The organism is Sphingobacterium sp. JUb20 (assembly GCF_004342035.1).
Lineage (GTDB): Bacteria > Bacteroidota > Bacteroidia > Sphingobacteriales > Sphingobacteriaceae > Sphingobacterium > Sphingobacterium anhuiense.
On sequence record NZ_SLYV01000007.1, the window covers coordinates 93,414 to 114,740 of the forward strand.

Here is a 21,327-nt window from a genome sequence, read left to right on the forward strand (position 1 = left end):
AGTGATGCAAAGGTAGAAAAATACCTGATATATGCCAAGTATATCTAATGAATATTCCTTAAATCCTTTATTTTGAGGGAGAATATTTTTTTTATCTAGGATTTTTGTTGCTTTCTGGAAGCATATTTCATTAAAATATGCTTCTGATTATCCATATTAATATTTGTTAAACACACATAAAATTGTTTTTTTTCTAAAAAAGTATATCCCAAATACCTGCGGATTGTTCCAATATAACGAGAGCATGGGCATTATTAAACAGTATTTCATAATAATTTTGCTGAACTTCAATATAGGTTCTCTGTGCATGGAGTACTTCAAGTAAACTAGAATCACCTCGTTTGTAGCTGTAGAGTTTCCCCGTTAAGATAGCTTTAGCATCGTCAAGAATGCCACTGTTGAATTGCTGAAGTTGCTTTTGAGTCGCTTCATAGTTATAAAATGCTTGCTTAACTTCTGTTTGCACCTGTAGTTCAATCTCTTGATGTTGTAATCCAGCTTGTTGGGCAGTATAAAATGCCTCCTTAAGTTCTCCTTTCCGATGATTTGAAAATTTCAAAGGAATACTTATTCCAAAATTTGCTGATGTGAAAGCTGGACTGGGAGCTAAATCATTGCGGGCTTCTGCATTGCGCGTAACACCTGTCGTTATTCCTAAATCTAGTACCCGATTTACTTTTGTAAGACGGATCATTTTTTCTGACACATCTTTATTTTGTAATGCATACAGTAGATCTGAACGGTTTGATAGTGCATGGACTATAAGGTCATCGAGATAAAAAGACCGGTCAAATGTAGAAAAATTTACCAATGCCATTTGTGTAAGTTCAGCATGTTTACTCCCCATCAGTAAATTGAGGCTACTCAACGATCCTTTCCAATTTCCGATGGACTGAATTGCTTCATTCCATATGGATTTAGCCTCAAGTTTACTTTGTTTGGCATCAATAGCAGTAATTGTACCTAATTTGGCGCGTAAACTGTCCGATTTTGCAAGTTCATCCATCGTTTCATAGGAATTGAATTGTAATTTCATCAGTTGCTCATGATGGATTGCGGTTAAATATTGTACAGTAGCATCGGCTCTGAGATTCCTGAAGTAATCCTGCAATATATATTTGCTAAGTTCAGATTCACTTTTTGCCAGATCAACGCGTGCTTTCCGTTTTCCGCCAAGTTCGAGGGTCCAATCCAGTCCGATATTGTATCCGTACCCCATCTTCATTTTATGCTGGTCGTTATTAAATACACCAGCGGTAAATTCTGGGTCAGGAATTATTTTGGATTTTTCAATATTTGCTTCAGCAATATTGATATTTAACTTTTCTGCCGCATAAGCTATGTTATTTTGAGCAACAGCTTTTATAAAATCGGGATAAGTAATCTCTTTTTGAATATTTGCGTTAATCTGAGCTTGAGTAATTACACTTAAGACTAAAGTAAAATATAATAGTAGAAAGTGTTTTTTACGGATGTTTTTAAGACGTAACATGTGATGGTATTTTTGAGATGAAAACTAATTATGTTTTTTGTCTGCATTTATTTTCTCTAATAGATAATATAATGATGGCAATGCATAGAGGGTTATCACGGTAGCGAAGAATAATCCGTAAACAATGACAGTTGCTAATGGTCTTTGAACATCAGATCCAATACCTGTGGCCAATGAAGCAGGAAGAAGCCCCAAGATGGCTACAGTGGCAGTCATGATTACTGGTCTGAAACGATGTTTGGCGCCTTCTATTACGGCTTCTTTTAAAGCATACCCTTTTTTTCTTAATGCATTGAACTGTGTGATCATCAGTACACCATTTTGAATTGCAACACCAAAGAGTGCTATAAATCCGACTACTGAAGATACATTGAGGGTCATAGCGCGAATATTTAATGCAAGCATACCTCCAAATATGGCAAGCGGTACAACACTCATCAACAATCCGGCTTGTGAGAAGCTTCCAAAAGCGCCGTATAGTAGTATAAACATTAATGCTAGTGCCATAGGAACAATAATAGCCAAATGCTGATATGCGCGATTTTGATTTTCAAATTGACCGCCCCATTTTATTTTTATGTCGTTGTGGTCATATTTGATATCTTTTTCAATTTTAGCTTGTGCTTCTTTGAGAAAGGAAGTAAGATCATTTCCGCGTAGATTTAACCGCACTGTCAAATGTCTCTTATTCATCTCACGAGCGATCGTGCTTTCTCCGGTATTGAGTTTTATTGTCGCTACTTGTGATAGGGGAATTTTTGCTCCGGATTCATTTGTCAACATTAAATTTCCTATTTTTTCAGGTGTATTGCGACTTGCTTCATGATAACGGCAGATAATATCGTAAACTTTTCCTTCTTGAAATATTTGGGAAACCGCTTTTCCACCGATAGCTGTTTCAATAAGGTCGGAGACATCGGCGACATTTAAACCATATTGTGCTATTTTATAACGGTCTGCTTTTATCTGTAGTTGCGGCAATGGAGGTTCTTGATCGATCGCTAAATCTACAGCACCTTTTACTTTTCGCAACGTAATCAAGACCTCATATGCTATTCTTCGGATTTCCTTAAAGTCTTCTCCATATATCTTAACGACGAGCTCACTATGCGCCCCCGCAATTTTATCCATCACTCCATCAATCATTGGTTGTGAAAATGCAACGTCATATCCGGGCATCTGTTTGTATTCAGCAGCCAATTCCTCAATTAGATCAGCTTTGGTTTTCCCATTTTTCCACTGTTTGTAAGGAAGTAAGCCAACACTGCATTCAAAATGAGAGGGAGTCCATGCATCTGTACCATCATCATTACGACCTGCTTGGACCATCACATATGTAACCTCATCATATTGAAGTGTTCGCGCACGTAGTGAATCACTCATTTCCTTTGATTTTTCAACTGTGATTCCGGGAGGTAGTGATACTTGCAACCAGATGGATCCTTCATCTAAGGGAGGCAGAAAATCTTTACCAACAGTACATGTTAATATGATTGCACCTGCAAAAATGATGATTAAAGGCGTGAATACTCTCTTTGGACGGTTTAATAAATGCTGGATTTGTCTGTGATATCCTACAGTTAATTTTTCTAACCATTTGTTGTGATATACTTTTTGAGGCTTCCGATAAACAACATAAGCGAGTCCAGGTATTAGGAATAGAGCAACTAATAACGCACCCAACAATGCATAACCTACTGTAAAAGCCATAGGAGTAAATAACTTTTTTTCTACACGTTCAAATGCAAATAGGGGAATATAAGCCGTGATTATAATGATTGTTGCAAAAAATATGGGTTTAGCCATTTGCTTTACAATAGAAGCAATACCTAATTCGGTGAGTTGTTCATCTTCATTCTCTTCTCTTTTTTTCAAGATAGCTTCCATCATGACAATGGCCCCATCGACTATAATACCAAAATCGATGGCACCCAATGACAACAAGTTAGCCGGAACATGCGTAAAGTGCATCAGGATAAAAGCTGTCAACAGAGCGATAGGTATGGTAATAGCAACTAACAGCGCTCCACGCCAGCTACCAAGGAATATGATGAGTACAATAATAACCAAACCCATTCCCTCTAATAAGGTGTGGGAAACTGTAGTTAAGGTTGTTTCTACAAGTTGAGTACGATCCATGAACGGATGAATCTGTACTCCCGCAGGTAATATGGTATTGTTTAATTCATCAATAGCTTGATTGACGCCCTCTAAAACGACAGAAGGGTTTTGGCCTTTAAGTAATAGCACAATTCCCTCAATATTGTCGGAATAGTTTGCTCCACGTTTATCAGAATAGCCTAAAGCACCTTTTCTTTCAAGATTTCCGTATTTGATCTGACCGATATCTTTCATGAAAATAGCTGTTCCTTGCTGGGATTTAACAACTATATTTCCGATGTCTTCCAATGTCCTGAGAAGTCCGATTCCTCTAATGACGTAAGATTGGTCCCCTCTATTCATAACACTTCCACCTGCATTGGTGTTGTTTGTTTCAATTTTGTTCACTACCTCGCTTAAGGCTAGACCATATTGTTCCAGTTTAATGGGATCAATCTCAACTTGAAATTGTGTCGTAATACCTCCAAAATTTGTAACATCAACTACTCCAGACACTTGTTTGATACGGGGTATAATGACAAATGTCTGCAGATCGGTGAGTTCGCGTAGATCATGTGATTTACTTTCGATGATGTACCGAAATATTTCTCCTGTTGGAGAAGTTAAAGGGTCAAGATTTGCTGTTGCGTTATAAGGCAGCTCCAGATCCGTCAACCGTTCTTGAATACGGGTGCGTGCGAAATAATCATCTGTTCCATCTTGAAAAACAATTGTAACCATAGACAGTCCAAAAGTACTTTTACTCCGCATCACGTGCATACCTGGTAAACCATTGATAGCTCTTTCTATCGGAATAGTAATTTGCTGCTCTACTTCTTCTGCAGCAAGTCCAGGTACTTGTGTCACAATCTGAGAACTTACATCGCCTATATCAGGATACGCTTCAATGGAAAGCTGTGTCCAAGAATAATATCCAAAAAAGGTTAATAGAATAAAAAGAGCCAAGACCAACCAACGTTTGGCTATAGTATTGTTAAATATATTTTTCATTAAAATAGAGTTGATTAAAGTTGCGATGCACCAATCAGGAAGTCATTAATTTATATTAGCTTTTCAGCGATGTTTTATAGGTATACTTATTTCAATAGATCCCCAAATGCAATTCACAGCGTAATTGGTTTCATTGGAATGATATACTTGAGAATGTACAGCAGTTTTTATGTGAATAAACTTTCTTCGAAATACTATTTATTTTGCATTTAATAGATAAAATGCACCCTCACTGATAATATTGTCTCCTGCTTGCAGACCTGATAAAATTTGTACCTGATCTTTATCTGTGATACCTGTTTCGACGTAGCGTCTGAGATATTTATCTTTCCCAATTGTTAAGAATACATAGCTTTGATCATTAAATTGTAGTAATGATTTTGCAGGAATGAACACAGCATCAGAAGCTTTTTTAGTAAAGTTGACATTCACATACATGCCTGGTTTTAATAAACGATCGGGATTGCGGCATTCAATAAGAATTTGGACACTTCGGGTATCTTCATTTACAATTTCATCGATGTGGTAAATGGTTCCCTTTATCTTATCATCAGGAAAGGCTATTGTCGCAATTTCGGCTAAATCTAATTTATTTATAAGGTTTAGATTTTGTTCTTTAACCATTCCAACTACCCAGACAGTGTTCAGTTCGGCTACTTTAGCAAGGGGTAAATCATCCGATTTAATGTATTGTCCCAGAACAATGTCATTGCTAATAACTTCACCACTAATAGGCGATCGGATAATAAGTGGCTGTCCTAAAACTAGTTTTTCAGTATCTACATTGAAGAATCTAAGCGAAGCAGACGTATTTTGATATTCTTTCTCTGTAATTTCGTACTGGGCCCTGGCCTCTTCGACATCTTTATCAGTTCCTACACCATGTTGTTTAAGATCTTGTTGTCGCTTTAGAATCAATCTAGCATTTTGATAAGCTGTTTTTGCCTGAAAGTATAGCTTTTGAGTTTCAATAAATTCCGGAGATATCAGTTCATAAAGAGGAGTTCCAGGTTTTGTTTTCATTCCTAATTTGAGATGTACTGCTGAAACACGTCCTGAAAATGGAGAACCGATTTCAGCATAGAGATTTGGAATAGCTTTCACTGTCCCGGCTGTAATGAGCTCCAGTTGATGAGCTTGTTTGAGAACAGTACATGTCTTTAATTGTGATTTTACCTTTCCTTGGACTTGAATGGTATCAGCGTTTTGTGTGAAATTTTCAGTGATTTCTTCATCAACTTTTGTATGACATCCCATTAGATTAAGAGAAAGTACAGAAATCATGAGAATCTGTATTAAGTGACTATGTTTTTTTGTAATTGTGGTTTTCATCGCCAAGAATTTTAAATTAACATTTATTTGTGCCTAAGTGATATTTCTCCATGAGGAGCATCTTTATCGCTGTTTTTGAACATTGCAAAGGTGCTTAGGTTGTAGGAGTATAGCAGTTAGAAGACGAATAGAAAATTATTAGAAAATTATTAGAATGATTTACGAGATGCTCAGCTTAGCAGAGCAGATTTTGATCAATTTGTTTTAATATTTGAGTTTGATGGTGCTCAAGATAGGGTTAAGCTGATTGAAGTGTTGTATGGCTATAATTTATAGAGAAATTAAAGCATAGCATTTTTTGGATTACGACTGGGCTGTAATAATTTGTTTGGCAGTTAGGTCTGTTTAAGTGGTCGAACTGCGTTAAATCATTAGCAATGTGGTAAGGTTAAGATGAAAGTTGTTCCTTCATTCTCTTTTGAAATGACCGAGATGTTGCCATTATGCAGTGCAATAATTTTTTGTGTCAATGCAAGTCCAATGCCGTGTCCATAAGTATAGTCTTTGTTTTTACCACGATAAAATGGACTAAAAATCTGTGGTAGATCTTCTGTTGCAATTCCAATTCCTAAATCAACAAATTTTAGCACTATATTTTGGCTGTCAAATAGAACAGAAACAGTACAACGAGGTGGGATAGAGAATTTACAACCATTTTCGAAAAGATTGCTACAGGCCACTTTTAACAAGTATTCATTACCATTTATGGAGATTTGATTGTCGTTTTCAAAATCGTCATCAAAGTGTATGTCAATTTTATATTCGGGATTGGTTTTTTTAACCTGTTGTCTGGCATCTAACAAAAGCTCGTCCACTCGTATGGGTTTAAATGCAATTTCGGCAGGATCGTAACTAGCTTTTGCTAGATCAAGGAGGCTATTGCACAAACGGGCCAATTTGTTTGAGTCATTTAATGCATGATTAATTGCGTTCTTATAATCGTCTATCCCTCGATCCTTACTCATTGATAATTCCAGTTCAGTAATAATAGCCGCAAGTGGTGTGCGTAATTCATGAGAGATGTTCGATACAAAATGTTTCTGTGCGTCAAATGAGTTTTCTAAGCGATCCAACATATCGTTGAAGGTATCGGCAAGCTCAGATAGTTCATCTTTATTGTCATTATTTGATAAACGTAGATCAAGATTGGTAGCAGAAATATTTCGTGCTTTTTCACTCATGGCACGAACAGGTTCAAATGCTTTCTTAGAGAAAAAAATACCTGCTACGAGAATAAACAAAATTGAAATAATAAAAACAATAATGCTATTATTTAATAAATTATGGAGTTTACTATAACCATATTGGTCATAAGCAGCCGCAGTAACAATATATCTTTTACCTTGATAAACATACTGAAGACCTATAACTTGCCAGTCCTGCTGATAAAATTTGATTTCACCTTTTTGGTAAATTTCATCAAACATAGGTTTTGTTTCTTTGACAAAATCGATATCCACAGCGTCATGATAGATTAAATCAAATTTGGTATCATAAATAGCAACCTCAACCTCATTCAATATTTTTCTATTATTATGGTAGATATCTTGCAAAATCTTTTTGTCTACATGAGCATTTAGAAAAAGATTGGCTTTGGTGATCGCTTCTTTTTGGAGTAGATTGTAAAATTCTATCTGTCTGTTTTCCTTTGCAGATAGATAGATTACAGTAGCAAACAAACTAAGAATAATTGCTGTAATGAGGGTAAATAGAAAAACTAGACGTGTTCTTATTTTCATAGTTCTTTTTTCAGAATGAAACCCATTCCCGATTTTGTATGAATCAGTTTCTTGTCAAAATTACGGTCTATTTTTTTTCTGAGGTAGTTGATGTATACATCGATGAAGTTCGTGCCGGTATCAAAATGAGTTTCCCAAACTTTATCTGCAATTTCTACCCGAGACAATACTCTGTTGGGATTTTGCATTAGGTATTCCAGCAGTTTAAACTCTTTAGGTGTTAAATTAATCTCTTGCTGACTACGTTTTACAATTTTGGTATGTAGATTCATTTCGAGATCTTCAAAGTGTAAAACAAAATTGAGATTACCAGTTGTTTTTTGACGACGCTTTAATAATGCTCTAATACGGACTAAAAGTTCGCGCATTTCAAATGGCTTTACTAAATAATCGTCAGCTCCGGCATCGAACCCTTCTATTTTATCATCTGTAGTTCCTAGTGCTGTCAGCATAATGATTGGAAGATCTGGATTTATTTGTCTGATTTGCTTACAAAGGTCTAAACCATCCAGCTTGGGTAAGATGATATCCGTAATGATTAAGTCAAAATGATCTTGGGAAAAAAGCTTTTTACCTGATAATCCATCATAAGCTAATACGGTTTCAAAATCCTGTTCATCCAGTCCTCTCTTTATGAGTTCTGCTACGCGCTGATCATCTTCTATAATTAATATTTTCATGGAGCATACGTTATTTATCAGTTGAAACCATCATCGATATTTAATTCATAAACTGTTTTTTACTATGGCGCGATAAACACATGATGGTTTAATAAATACAAACTTACCATTTAAGATGTTATTATCGTAAAATACCATAAGCAGGTAACCTTGGTCTCTTATCTATATGGAGAATTAGTTCATGTATATTCTAAATCCGTGTTGAATTGAAAAGTTGTTTTGGACTAGATTTTAATAAAATTATTATTTGTAAGAAATGGCTTTGTAATATATGAATGGCTTTAGTTAACTTTTGCGATTTTTAATTACTTCTTTCAAAAATATTGAGTATGTTTTTACTAACTTTGTTTAGTTAAATAGCATAATTAAAAGTTTTAGAGAATATTTATGCTAAACATGTTTGAGCATATCCACCAAAAAATTGATTTGAAAAAGGCAGTGAGCATACTAAAATAACTTTTAAAAAAAGTACGTAACATTAACCGATCGATCGCATTCGAAATTAACCGCTACCGCAGTTTTTAATGATTTAGATTTCAATAAAATAGTGCAGCTTTAATATTTTTGTTTATAGTGAACAGCTTTTGATTATATTGATTATTTTTGAATCTTAATCGAATAATTAACTGTCCATGGCACTAATATTTAAAGAGGGACGTCCTGTGGTCAGGTTAAGAGCGTTTCGTGCGATCGATGATCCTAAGACTTGCGAGCGTTTTATAGAGGGACATGCGCATGTCTTAACGGCGATAGGTGTAAAAAAAGTTACATCATCTAAAAATGATTGGATGTATAACCCCGCAGCTTTCGTTTTGATTGTAGAATCTCTGGATGGAGAAAATGTATACGGAGGTGCAAGGATACATGTTTCAGGAGGATCCCAACCTCTTCCTATAGAGGAGGCCACAGGAAACATGGACGCTAAAATCTTTGATTTGGTATGGGATTATGCACAAGAAGGTACGGGAGAGGGGTGTGGATTATGGAATTCTAGGGAAATTGCTGGTTATGGTATTGGTAGTATTTTTTTAACTAGAGCTGCGATTGCAATTGCACCACAAATAGGTATAAAATCATTATTTGCTTTATGCGCCCCATACACCATTAATTTAACAAAATGTGTGGGCTATCGTTTGGAAAGTGGTGTAGGAAATAACGGAACATTTTATTATCCTAAACTGGATCTTCTCGCAACAACGATGATTTTAGATGACGTTAATAATCTTGAATTAGCTTCTGAAGAAGATAGAAAGGCTATTTTAGAATTACGTAACCGTGGTAATGTGGTTAGAATAGAGGAATTGCGCTCTAAAGAGATTGAGATACATTATATGTTGCAACTGGATAACATGGATAAATGGAATTTGACTGAGGTCATCAAACAGATGACTAAACAGAATACTAATGCTGAATTTTTTGACGAGAATAATCTCAATATACTTTGATAATATAATATGATTGATACGTTGGATGTGCCATACAGCCCATTATATTTTAGATTGGCTAATACTCATGATAGAAAATCTTTAGAAGAGCTTAGGCGAAAAGGTGATATTGTTTTTGAATATAATGAGATTGAAAGACAGCTTAATGAGTTGGGACGTTGTCGCTACCCTGCTGATTGGGAATCAGAATTAAAGCATCAGTCATTTATACAAGATTTCCTACAAGGAAAGAGTTTGGAAGAATATGGTGTTTGGGTATATTATCCATGGCGAAAAACGCTTGTTCACTTATTGGATGAGAAGGAGTTTATTGAGGTAAGAACGAATCGAAATCAGCTTAAAATTACAACAGAGGAAAGAGATGTTTTAGCTCAAAAGATAGTTGGTATTGTTGGACTATCTGTCGGACAGTCAATAGCTTTGACGATGGCGATGGAGCGTACTTGTGGGACATTGAGACTTGCAGATTTTGATGAACTGGATTTAAGTAATTTAAATAGATTACGCACAGCTGTTTTTAATCTTGCTGTACCAAAAGTAATTATTGCAGCACGAGAAATAGCGGAAATAGATCCATTTTTAAAAGTCGAAATTTTTCCAGAGGGATTAAATACTGAAAATTACAATTCTTTTTTAGGAGAAACAGATAAGATCGATTTGTTAGTAGAGGTTTGTGATAGTTTTGAAGTTAAATTGGAAAGCAGATTTAATGCGCGCGCCTTAAAGATTCCGGTGGTAATGGATACTAATGACAGGGGGATGTTAGATATCGAACGATTTGATCAGGAACCCGACCGCCCAATTTTTCATGGCTTAATAGGTGATTTAACTATGGTTGAACTGAATACCCTATCGGAAGGCGAAAGATTACAATATCTAATGAAAATCGTCAATGCGGATCAATTATCCATTAGAATGAAGAAATCCATTCCACAAATCAAGAAAACATTACTTTCTTGGCCTCAACTTGCTTCAGAAGTTGTCTTGGGGGGAGCTATGACAACAAATGTCTGTCGGAGAATATTGTTGGGTGAGCGAGTATCTTCAGGACGATATTATTTGGATATGGACAGTCATATCGGTTCAGATTTCAATTGATTTATAGGATATTATGAATCAAAAAAAACTATTATTGACTTTACTGCTTTTCATTTCATTTTTGTGCACCAATGCATTTGAGGGTATTCGCTTTGTTAAAGATCAATCAAACTCATATATTGGTAAGAGTGTCTCTGTTCTAAAAGATCAAACAAAGCAACTCACCTTTGAAGATGTACGTCGTCAGCCCAATTTATTTAAAGCAAGTAAAGATGAAGTACTTAACTTAGGTATTGAAGATGTTAATAATTGGATTCAATTTGAAATAAGAAATCTTTCTGATAAGGAGAAGCTTGTTGTAAATTTGTCTCATGCTAATATTGATGAGGTCGTTTTTTATACTTTAAGAAATGGTGTTGTAGACAGTACAAGTTTAAAATATGGTGGTAATGTAAAAGATCGTGCTTATCCACATCAGTTTTTCTTATTTGAAATTCCGCTAAAAAAGGGTGAAAAAGTAACGTGTTTTTTTAAATTAAGGAGTAATACTCAATTGATGGCCCCAATCTCGATTCATACAGAGAGGGGGGTGATGGAAACTTTATTAGAGACGGATATTTTCTCGGCAATTTATATAGGGTTGATGCTTGCTATGATCTTGTATAATATCTTTTTATTCTTTTCGACTCGAGAATCACATTACTATGTTTATGTCAATTACATTTTCTGGGTTACAATTGCACAGTGTATAATACTAGGGATTTTTGAACCATTTTTTTCTATTCATAGTGTTTGGCTATCAAGTCGTTTACTTACTTTTTCGGGAGCAATGTCAGGTATTGCAGCGATTTTCTTTGTAAAATCATTTTTGCAGACGGCAAAGGATGCTCCAAAACTTGATAAGCTCCTTAATATTTTTTTGATTAGTTATTTTATTATTATTGGATTTTTAGCTGCCGGGATTTTAATTCCAGCATATAAAATGGTAAATATAGTAGCTGGCGGTGGTTCTATAATTGTTTTGATTGTAGCATTTAAATTATCTGGACAGAAGTATAAACAAACAAAATACTTCCTTTTTGCCTGGTGTGTGTTTTTAGTGAGTGTTGTTGTATATGTTTTTAAAGATTATAATATCTTAAAGTATAATTTTTTTACAGTACGTTCTGTACAGATTGGTTCAGTAATTGAAGCAATATTACTTTCATTCGCATTGGGAGATAAAATTAATATTTATCGTAAAGAGAAGGAGGAATCGCAGACTAGAGAATTGGCTACTTTATTGGAGAATGAACGTCTTATTCGTGAGCAGAATGTGGTTTTAGAACAAAAAGTGGAAGAAAGAACGAGCGAATTAATGGAGACGAATGAGTCGCTGCAAGCGACTTTGAAACATTTAAAAGAGACGCAATCACAACTGGTAGAGGCCGAGAAAATGGCTTCTTTAGGGCAATTGACTGCTGGTGTAGCACATGAAATCAATAATCCGATTAATTTCGTCACCTCAAGTGTTGCGCCTTTGAAACGGGATATTAATATGATTTGGGAAACTTTAGATGAAGTGGAAAGTGTTGCCCTTGATGATGAACTGACCTTAAGTGAAAAACAATCTCGTATTATAGCTTATAAAGAAGAAATTGATCTGGAATACCTCAGAACTGAAGTAGATTTCTTATTGAAAGGAATGAGTGAGGGAGCCAATCGAACCGCTGAGATCGTTAAGAGTCTTCGAATCTTTTCACGTGTCGATGAGGACACACTTAAATTTGCTGATATTAATGAGGGTTTGGAATCTACGATGGTTATTCTAAACAGTTTAATACAGCAGGGGATTGAAGTTGATAAAAATTACGGTGAATTACCAGCGATAGAATGTTATGCAGGAAAACTTAATCAAGTTTTTTTAAATATATTGACTAATGCGATCTATGCGATCAATAAGAAATTTCAAAATAATCCGGGTGGAATTTTAAAATTAAAAACAGGATTAACTGAAGATGATTCATTTATGTACATTAGTATTGCTGATAATGGCATTGGGATTCCTTCAGAAATTAGAGAGAAAATTTTTGAACCATTCTTTACCACTAAAGATGTTGGTGAGGGCACAGGTTTAGGTATGTCAATTGCTTATAATACTATAGCCAAGCATAATGGAAAGATTGTGGTTGATTCTATAGTCGGAGAAGGGACCGTTTTTAAATTAATTATTCCGATTCGACAAATTATTTAAATGGAACCTTATCTTTAAAGTAAGGGATATTCTTATTTTTGTAGGTGCGGCATTTACTGCTATATGATTAGATTATGATAAAAGATATAGAAATACTATATATTGATGATGAATTAAATAACTTATTTGGTTTTAAAGCCAATTTTAGATATAGCTATGTTATACATACCGCTTCTTCAACAGTTGAAGCTCAAGAAATATTGATTAAAAATCCTAAAATCAGAATCATATTCTGTGATCAACGCATGCCAAATGAGTTAGGAATTGATTTCTTTGATCGTATAAAAAAGGATTTTCCAAGACCTATCCGTATCTTATTGACTGCTTATGCAGATATGGAAACTGTAATTGATGCTGTTAATAAAGGAAATATATTCCGTTTTGTCCGTAAACCATGGATAGAGGAGGAAATGATTTCCTGTATCGAAGAGGCTGATAAGTTTTATACAGCCAATTCTATGCTCGATATAAAAAATGAGGAACTAGAAAAAGCTTATCATGAGCTTGATAAATTTGCTTATAGTGTAAGTCATGATCTTCGCGATCCACTTACTGGAGTTCTATCAGCTGTTAAACTTGGGTTGAAATTTGATCAGGTCGATCAAATTCATGAGTTATTAGGATTAATGGATGGTTCGTTGACAAGACTGGATTTATATATCGATAGCTTACGTGATTATTATTTATTGAGGCGTGGTGAATTAATGCTATCTACAATTAATTTCAGTGAACTTTTTAATGATATTCAAGCATTCTATAATATGTCTGTTCGGAATAATGATGTAGAATTTATAATCAGTGTTGATCAAAAAGAAGAATTTATTTGCGATAAAACTGTCTTGGAATTAATCTTACATAATCTGCTTTCTAATTCTTTTAAATATCAAAGAAAGGATTGTGAAAATAAATTTGTTAAATTATCTGTCGAAGTTTCTGATGGAAATGCAACGCTGAAAGTAAGTGATTGCGGGATAGGAATCTCTTCAGACTATATCAATGATATTTTCAAATTGTTTTTTAGAGCAAGTGACCAAGCTGAGGGTATGGGATTTGGTCTTTATAACGTGAAAAGTGCGCTACTTAAATTACAGGGTACAGTTGATGTTGAATCTGAAGTTGGAGTTGGAACAACTTTTAAAATTGTTGTTCCAAGCAAAAAAACTTATTGAATTTAGGTTTTGGTATAACCTATGAAAGCAATTTTTGACGCAGTAAAAATTCTAATTGTTCATTTGATACTTCCAATTTCGAATATGTTTCTAATAGATTTTTTCGTTCAGAATAGATATCATAGGCCCGATTTATTGTTTCGTCTAATTCTTCCTCACTCCAAGGTTTATTTAGATAATGGAAAATTTTCCCTTTGTTTACAGCATCTATAACTGCGGCCATATCGGTATAACCGGTAAGTAAAATGCGCATAGGTTCTGGATTAATCTTGATGATTTCTTCTAAAAATTGTACACCCGTCATGCCTGGCATCCGTTGATCTGTAACTATAATGTCGACGTGATTCTTTTTTACAATTTCGATAGCTTCAGAACCACTAATGGCAGTAAGTACTTTATACTTGAAACGGAAAGTTGCTTTGAAAGAAACGAGATTGTTTTCCTCGTCGTCAACATATAATACAGTAATTTTGTTTTTTTTATTTTCCATGTTATTTGTTGTAAAAAGTTAGAAAACCTAGTAAAAGTGTCGCGCAACGAATGGATGTTGTTTTTCTTAGTAACAACATTTGCATCAATTGGTTTGTGTTCAAATGTTTTAATATATAAATTAACAACTTACACATTAAAAAGGTAGATTTTCTATCGAAACAAACATGACTTACCCTAGAATTCAAATAGGGGGTTTTCATTACGTACAAAGTTAAGAATTATTTGAATCTAATTTCAATACAAAGAAGAATCATATAGAACATAAGATTACAAATAGATAGCAATTAAATGAAGACGTATCTTTTGAAAAAAATAAATGATAAAAGGTCGCAAAATCACTTTCGGAGTAATGTACCTTTGCAATAAATTAAATGCTTACCGGCAAATCTTTTAAATGAGAAATGGACAAATAATTATCGGTTATGAAAATAGCCATTTTATAGATTTCGTAATTGACAGTAAATACCGCTGGATACGGCATGTTTTGTTAATAGCAGCAATCATAGGAATTCATTTTTTACCAAATAATGCGCCTGCAGAAGTTGATGAAAAAATGAAGGTGTGGAATCTACTGGTAAAATGTATTTCAATTATTATTCTCTTGGCTTTATTTTATATTAATCACTATGTTTTGATACCTGTGTTTATGTTGAGAAGTAAGTTTTTAGCTTATGGAGGTACTTTGTTCGCATTTTATACCATCATTTTCTTAAGTATGTTGATCTTAGAGAGTCAGGAATTGCGGTTTATTAAGAAGCCAGATCAATCTTTATTAGATGGAAAAGATTTTGTGATATTAATCATACTTTTTACAATTTTTATTGCGGCTGTAAGTAGTGTTAAGCTGTTTAAAATATGGATTATCAATTTAATACGATTTAAGGAATTTGAAAATAATACCTTACTAAGTCAATTGGAACAATTGAAAAGTCAGATTAATCCCCATTATTTATTTAACACACTTAATAATATCAATTTTCTCATTTATGAAAATCCTAAATTGGCATCAAAAGTATTATTGAAGCTTAGTGATATTCTTAGAAATCAGCTTTATTTATCAAAAGGGGATACGATAGAACTGGGAAAAGAAATTGAGGTACTTCAAAATATTATCTTTTTAGAGGAAATTCGAAGAGATAAATTTAGTGTGAATTTTGACGTGGATGCAGGTATGGAGGCGATTAATATTCCACCATTTCTATTTATTCCATTTATTGAAAATGTTGTGAAGCATGGTGCGCATCAGGCTATGGACGGAGATTTGCATGTCAAAATTAATTTTACTGTAGCCAATGAGCAGATTTGTTTTACATGTGTAAATGCGAAAAAAAAGAAAGTATCTGTCAAAGAATACGGAGGTTTAGGATTGAGTAATATTCGAAAGCGGTTAGATATTTTATATCCGAATAGTTATAATTTGGCAATAGATGATAGAGAAGATATTTTTAAAGTATTTTTAAGTATTCCAATAGATGGATCGAATGAATATAGAACAGTTAAGCATTAAGTATATTGTTATTGAGGATGAGCCTTTTGCAAGAAGGGGATTGGTGCAATTACTAAAAAATTATAACTTCTTAGATTGTATGGGTATGTATAGTAATACTGACGATGCCCGCATGATTATGGAAACGCAAGATCTTGATTTGATTTTTTTAGATATTCATTTAGCAGAGGAGAGTGGATTGGAGTTTGCAAAGCAAATTCCACCGTCAATTCAAGTCATATTTACAACAGCCTATCCTAATTATGCTTTAGAAAGCTATGATCTGAATGCCTTAGATTATTTATTAAAACCTATTGCTGAAGATCGGTTAAAAAAAGCTTTGGATAAGGCTATCAGCTATTTTCAAAATAAAGCTTATGATAAACAGGCTTTACAACCAACCGATCATATTTTTGTTAAGTCTGACCGAAAATTATTTCGTCTTGCACTAGACGAGATCCAGTACATCGAGGCAATGAAAGATTATGTTATGATACATAGTAAAGACAAAAAATTAATGGTTGCTATGAATATAAAAACAATCTTAAATAAGTTGCCAAGTATGGATTTTGTACGTGTGAATAAATCATTTGTAGTAAATCTTAAGAAGATTGAAAGTGTCGATAATCATTGGGTAACTGTTGCTGGGTTCGAAATGCCTTTGGGTGCTAGTTTTAAAGAGAACCTATTAATGCGTATTGACAAGCAGACAATTAATAGGTGATGGATAAAAGGTTATTAACAGGATGAAATAATGCAAAGGAACCACATGTTTTCAACGATATGGTTCCTTTGTAATGATGGAGTTGACATTAATTAACAACTATACTTTTGCTTGATATAGTTTGGGCGCTGAAGTAGCCAAATACTCTTGGACTTATATTAGTTGGTGGGTTACTGGGGGCAATGCCACCTCCTGAAGACTGTTGCATGAGGCTATACCAGTAATTATAGATCGATTTATCAATGCAAAGCATTTCAACACGAATTTGATCTCCTGGATATATCTCCTCATCATCACTTGGTCTTAATGTGATACTAACCGGATTACCGTTGTTAAAATCGTCATTTAGGGCATATACATCTTTAATCTGTTTATTGTTAACAAATAGAATAAAACGATATTGGTTAGCGTCATCTTTAGGATCGCGGTAAAATACTTTTATATTGCGGGTATCTTTGTCTCCAAGTTTTGGCTTTTCAGCTATAATAGAATCTAGCAGAACCACTTGAGGCATTTTAGATTTTGCAGTAAATTTACTCTCATTTACTTGAATATCCATGCTGTAGCTTCTTCCGGATTGTCCAGTAAAATCTTTTGCTACATAAGTTCCCGGTATAGTTTCTTGAAATACATATTCTTTTTCTTCATCATCATAGACGATTACTTTAGCGCCTTTTACTGAAGGGTAATCATTGCCTGCGGAAAAAGATACGTTGCGACTCAGCTTTATTTCTTGCTGTGAACTTGTATTGTTAATACTTGCTTCAATAACAAGCTTTCCTATTTCGTCATTTACTTGAATATCAATTACTTTTTCGCATGACTGTGCTAAGATAAATAGCACTAGCAATAGGATGTAAAATATAGTTTTTTTCATGTTTTGTGATTTTCAGATTAAAATTTAAAATTCCAGGTAATGGAAGGAATCGGTACTCCAAATATGCTGGTTTGAACTGCTTCAGTTGCATTAGGAATTTTTTTACTATCTCTAAACGCTATTCGATATGGATCTTTATTAGCGTACACATTATAAATACCAAAGGTCCAGCTGGACTGAAAATATTTACCAGGTGCTCCCTCGAAAGTCGCTGCTAAATCTAAACGATGAGTGGCTGGCTGGCGATAAGCATTTCTTTGTGAATAAGAGAAAGTTGTGTTACCTCCAATATTATATTTGCCAGTAGGATAGGTTACAGCTTTACCTGTTCCATAAACGAAATTGCTCGAAAATGTCCATTTTTCGTTGTATTTGTAAATAGCAACTAGAGATAAATCGTGTGTGCGGTCGTGTGTTGCTGGGTAATATTTTCCGTCATTTATCCCTTCAAATTTACGTTCCGTTTTAGATAGGGTATAGCCAAGCCATCCGTTAAATTTTCCATATCTTTTCTTGAGGAATAACTCAGTACCATAGGCCCTGCCAACACCGTAAAGGAGTTGTGATTCAACATCCTGATTGACTAGTAATTGTGCTGCATCTTTGTAATCGATCTGATTTTGTAAATTTTTATAATATAGCTCAACTGATAATTCGTATGTATTGTCTTTGAAATTTCTAAAATATCCAGTAGAAATCTGATCTGCGATTTCTGGTTTGATATTTTTGCTGCTCATGACATATAAATCTGTAGGACTAGCGCTCGTTGAGTTTGTTAAAAGGTGAATGTTTTGTGTATTTCTATTATATGAGGCCTTGATTGATTGCTGATCGTCTAACATATAGCTTACGCTAAATCGAGGTTCTAAATTTAAATAATTTTGAACAACTTCGCCTGTCTTATACTTTTCTGATATTAACGTATTGCCTAACATATCATATTTGCTGAATGTTCCAGGACCGACGAGTAGCATTGAACTTAGACGTAGACCGTATATCATGCTTAATTTGTCGTTAACCTTCCACTCATCGCTTAGGTACGCTGCCATTTCATAACCATACCGATGTTCAACATGCTTGTCATTAAAACTTGAACTCGCTGTGGTAGTAATATCTCCAGGCGAGATATCGTGTCTTGTTGCTTGGATTCCAAATCTTAACGTATGATTGTAACTTGCATAATAATTGAAATCTTGTTTAAAATTTAAGTCGGTAATTTTTGAAGTCGCTTTAAAGCCATCAGCTCGATCGAGTCCTTCAATGACATAGTTGTATTTGCTGTAGATGAATGAAGTGTTTGAAAATAATTTACTATTGAAAACGTGATTAAATCTTACTGCACCTGTTGCATTTCCCCAATTAGTGCCAAAAATGTCCTGAAGACCCAATACATCCTTGCCAAAATAGCCTGAAAGGTAAATTGCGTTATTATCGTTGAATCTGTAGTTTGCTTTTGCGTTAACGTCATAAAAAAATAAAGTACTTTTATTTATTGTGGTATCTGATGAAGCTTTCAGGAACAGGTCCGCATAAGTACGACGGGCAGAAATCATAAACGAACCTTTATCCTTCACGATAGGTCCTTCAACTTTAATGCGGGAGGCAATCATCCCTATACCGCCTTGAACAGTTATTTTTTTATTATTCCCTTCATTCATTTTTATGTCTAAGACAGACGATAATCTTCCGCCATATTCAGCAGGCATACCACCTTTGTAGATACTCACATCTTTGATCGCATCTGAATTGAATGTTGAAAAGAAACCTAATAGATGAGAGGCGTTGTAAACAGTAGCTTCATCTAATAGAATTAAATTTTGATCCGAACCTCCACCCCGTACATAAAAACCAGTATTTCCTTCTCCGGAACTTTTTATTCCCGGCATGAGTGTGATGCTTTTTAACACATCTTGTTCACCTAGAACGACAGGTAGTTGATTAATTTGCTTCATATTGAGCTTTTCAATACCCATTTGCGGAGAAGAAATATTTTTGTTGTTTTTTCTGCTTGTAGATATGACTACCTCTTCAAGCATTGCTTGTGATTGCAATGCGATATTTATAACAAAATTTTTATCCACGGTGATGGTATCTGTGTAGGTCTTATAGCCAATGTAAGAACTTATCAGTACATAACGTCCTTCCGTCACACCAATTGAGTAAAAACCATATGAATTACTTAAACTCCCAGACTGTGGTAATTCCTGAAGTTTAACCGAAGCACCAATTAGTGTTTCGCCGGTTGATATATCTTTTATAGTTCCTGATATGTTGTATCGCTTTTGAGCAATACCTATATGGGCGATTGATACTAAAATTAATAGAAAAGATAGTGGTTTTAACATATTTCAAATTTTCTACGAAAGTAGAGGTTTGGGACAATGAAATATTTACTATTATAGGAACGCTGGTAGATATTATAGGAACATGCGATTTTGAGTGCTTTTTTAGAATATCGTATTGATATGATCGGTGTCTTGATCCCGCTGGGATTAATACATCGGATAATCATCTAGCGCATGTACGCAATGAAAAGCAGCAACCATCCCAACGCTTCTATTCGGATCCAGGAAAAATAAAAAAAGCCTCACATTTGTGAAACTTTTTTGTGATCCCGCTGGGATTCGAACCCAGGACCCATACATTAAAAGTGTATTGCTCTACCAGCTGAGCTACGGAATCCTTTCTTAATTGGAAGTGTATCCCTTTTTGAAAGTGATGCAAAGATAGAGTTTCTAGTACTATACTCCAAATAAAATTTATACTTTACTTCTAAGTCCCTAGTACACCGATATATTTATTTATATAATGCTCTTTTTCTCGTGATTTATATTGTTGGATGTAGCGTGGGTGATCTAGAATCGTTAAATTCTCGAACAAATGTTCCTCTTTATTTATTTTTTCAATAAATGTTGCATTCTTTTTTCCCAATACAAATACGTTAGTTGTTTCAAGGCCTAAGCTTATGTGTTTTTTTAGAGATTCGATCATAAATGGCTTAACCATTGCAAACAAGTTTCTATCATCATAATAGTTTGCATTGATCCATTTGTTTTCCTTTGTTCTGCGGACAATGGCTAATGGGAATGGTGAATTGATGTAAAATTGTCGATAAAAAGTTTGTGTACCACCAAATTCCTTAATCATGTCATAAAGAAAAACGGAAGATATTTCATGAGTATGTGCAGATTTCATGGGGATACCACAGATGTGTTCTAACCTTTTGGTGTCTGTAAATGGTACGCCTGTGACCCCTGCACCGTGACGGCTAGGATTGATTCCTATAATGAATTTTCTAGGAGCAGTGTCGTCGTAATACTTGTTGTAAAACTTTTCCATAACGATTAAGGTCTCCGGGTTTTCAAAGTAAGGATTTAATACCCGAAAGTCATCTGGAAGATTTCCTGAGTAATGTAATTGTTTATTAAACTCAATTATTTGTGTTGCTATAGTCTTGGCGTTGTCCATACCTTGATTTTAATATTCTATTTATTTACAAATTAATTATT

The 21,327-nt window shown here is 34.5% G+C and carries 15 protein-coding genes and 1 tRNA gene; 6 read left to right on the forward strand and 10 right to left on the reverse strand.

Translation table 11 applies throughout. From position 1 onward, the window contains the following. Positions 1 to 193: 193 nt before the first annotated feature. From EDF66_RS13100 to EDF66_RS13120, 5 genes are all read right to left on the reverse strand, one after another. Entirely contained in the window at positions 194 to 1,492 is a 1,299-nt protein-coding gene (locus tag EDF66_RS13100; RefSeq protein WP_132843157.1) for a TolC family protein, read from the reverse strand. Between the two features lie 24 nt (positions 1,493 to 1,516). After that, on the reverse strand, positions 1,517 to 4,603 hold the full coding sequence (locus EDF66_RS13105) for an efflux RND transporter permease subunit (protein ID WP_132843159.1): 3,087 nt from the start codon (positions 4,601 to 4,603) through the stop codon (positions 1,517 to 1,519). A 198-nt stretch (positions 4,604 to 4,801) separates the two neighbouring features. Further along, positions 4,802 to 5,935, reverse strand: a complete 1,134-nt coding sequence (locus EDF66_RS13110; protein WP_132843161.1) for an efflux RND transporter periplasmic adaptor subunit — start codon at positions 5,933 to 5,935, stop codon at positions 4,802 to 4,804. Between the two features lie 371 nt (positions 5,936 to 6,306). Next, positions 6,307 to 7,674: a sensor histidine kinase gene (locus tag EDF66_RS13115; protein ID WP_132843163.1), complete on the reverse strand. Its 1,368-nt coding sequence runs from the start codon at positions 7,672 to 7,674 to the stop codon at positions 6,307 to 6,309. After that, complete coding sequence (locus EDF66_RS13120; RefSeq protein WP_021189661.1) at positions 7,671 to 8,354, reverse strand: response regulator transcription factor; 684 nt, start codon at positions 8,352 to 8,354, stop codon at positions 7,671 to 7,673. Before EDF66_RS13120 ends, EDF66_RS13115 begins: the two co-directional genes overlap by 4 nt. 632 nt (positions 8,355 to 8,986) lie before the next feature. Here EDF66_RS13120 and EDF66_RS13125 point away from each other — a divergent pair. From EDF66_RS13125 to EDF66_RS13140, 4 genes are all read left to right on the forward strand, one after another. Beyond that, positions 8,987 to 9,799, forward strand: coding sequence for a hypothetical protein (locus tag EDF66_RS13125; protein WP_132771840.1), 813 nt, complete (start codon positions 8,987 to 8,989; stop codon positions 9,797 to 9,799). A 9-nt stretch (positions 9,800 to 9,808) separates the two neighbouring features. Then, the gene (locus EDF66_RS13130) at positions 9,809 to 10,897 is read left to right on the forward strand and encodes a ThiF family adenylyltransferase (RefSeq protein ID WP_132843164.1); all 1,089 of its coding nucleotides are present in this window, start codon (positions 9,809 to 9,811) and stop codon (positions 10,895 to 10,897) included. A gap of 13 nt (positions 10,898 to 10,910) precedes the next feature. Beyond that, positions 10,911 to 13,070 (forward strand): 7TM diverse intracellular signaling domain-containing protein, encoded by a 2,160-nt coding sequence (locus EDF66_RS13135; protein WP_132843166.1) that lies wholly within the window; start codon positions 10,911 to 10,913, stop codon positions 13,068 to 13,070. Between the two features lie 74 nt (positions 13,071 to 13,144). Further along, positions 13,145 to 14,239: a sensor histidine kinase gene (locus tag EDF66_RS13140; protein ID WP_132843168.1), complete on the forward strand. Its 1,095-nt coding sequence runs from the start codon at positions 13,145 to 13,147 to the stop codon at positions 14,237 to 14,239. 19 nt (positions 14,240 to 14,258) lie between these two features. Here EDF66_RS13140 and EDF66_RS13145 read toward each other — a convergent pair whose 3' ends face one another. After that, the gene (locus EDF66_RS13145; RefSeq protein WP_021189665.1) at positions 14,259 to 14,729 is read right to left on the reverse strand and encodes a response regulator; all 471 of its coding nucleotides are present in this window, start codon (positions 14,727 to 14,729) and stop codon (positions 14,259 to 14,261) included. 396 nt (positions 14,730 to 15,125) lie between these two features. Here EDF66_RS13145 and EDF66_RS13150 point away from each other — a divergent pair, with 396 nt between their 5' ends. After that, positions 15,126 to 16,238 carry a sensor histidine kinase gene (locus tag EDF66_RS13150; protein ID WP_132771838.1) on the forward strand — a complete coding sequence of 371 codons (1,113 nt, stop codon included), beginning with the start codon at positions 15,126 to 15,128 and terminating at the stop codon, positions 16,236 to 16,238. Continuing rightward, positions 16,213 to 16,941 (forward strand): LytR/AlgR family response regulator transcription factor, encoded by a 729-nt coding sequence (locus tag EDF66_RS13155; RefSeq protein WP_165902442.1) that lies wholly within the window; start codon positions 16,213 to 16,215, stop codon positions 16,939 to 16,941. The genes EDF66_RS13150 and EDF66_RS13155 overlap by 26 nt, the downstream gene beginning before the upstream one ends. A gap of 88 nt (positions 16,942 to 17,029) precedes the next feature. Here EDF66_RS13155 and EDF66_RS13160 read toward each other — a convergent pair whose 3' ends face one another. The 4 genes from EDF66_RS13160 to EDF66_RS13175 form a co-directional block, all read right to left on the reverse strand. Next, positions 17,030 to 17,818 carry a DUF4249 domain-containing protein gene (locus EDF66_RS13160; RefSeq protein ID WP_132843170.1) on the reverse strand — a complete coding sequence of 263 codons (789 nt, stop codon included), beginning with the start codon at positions 17,816 to 17,818 and terminating at the stop codon, positions 17,030 to 17,032. A gap of 17 nt (positions 17,819 to 17,835) precedes the next feature. Further along, positions 17,836 to 20,163 carry a TonB-dependent receptor gene (locus EDF66_RS13165; RefSeq protein WP_132843172.1) on the reverse strand — a complete coding sequence of 776 codons (2,328 nt, stop codon included), beginning with the start codon at positions 20,161 to 20,163 and terminating at the stop codon, positions 17,836 to 17,838. A 264-nt stretch (positions 20,164 to 20,427) separates the two neighbouring features. After that, positions 20,428 to 20,500, reverse strand: a tRNA-Lys gene (locus EDF66_RS13170). 90 nt (positions 20,501 to 20,590) lie between these two features. Next, positions 20,591 to 21,286, reverse strand: a complete 696-nt coding sequence (locus EDF66_RS13175; RefSeq protein ID WP_132843173.1) for an SMUG2 DNA glycosylase family protein — start codon at positions 21,284 to 21,286, stop codon at positions 20,591 to 20,593. Positions 21,287 to 21,327 lie beyond the last annotated feature (41 nt).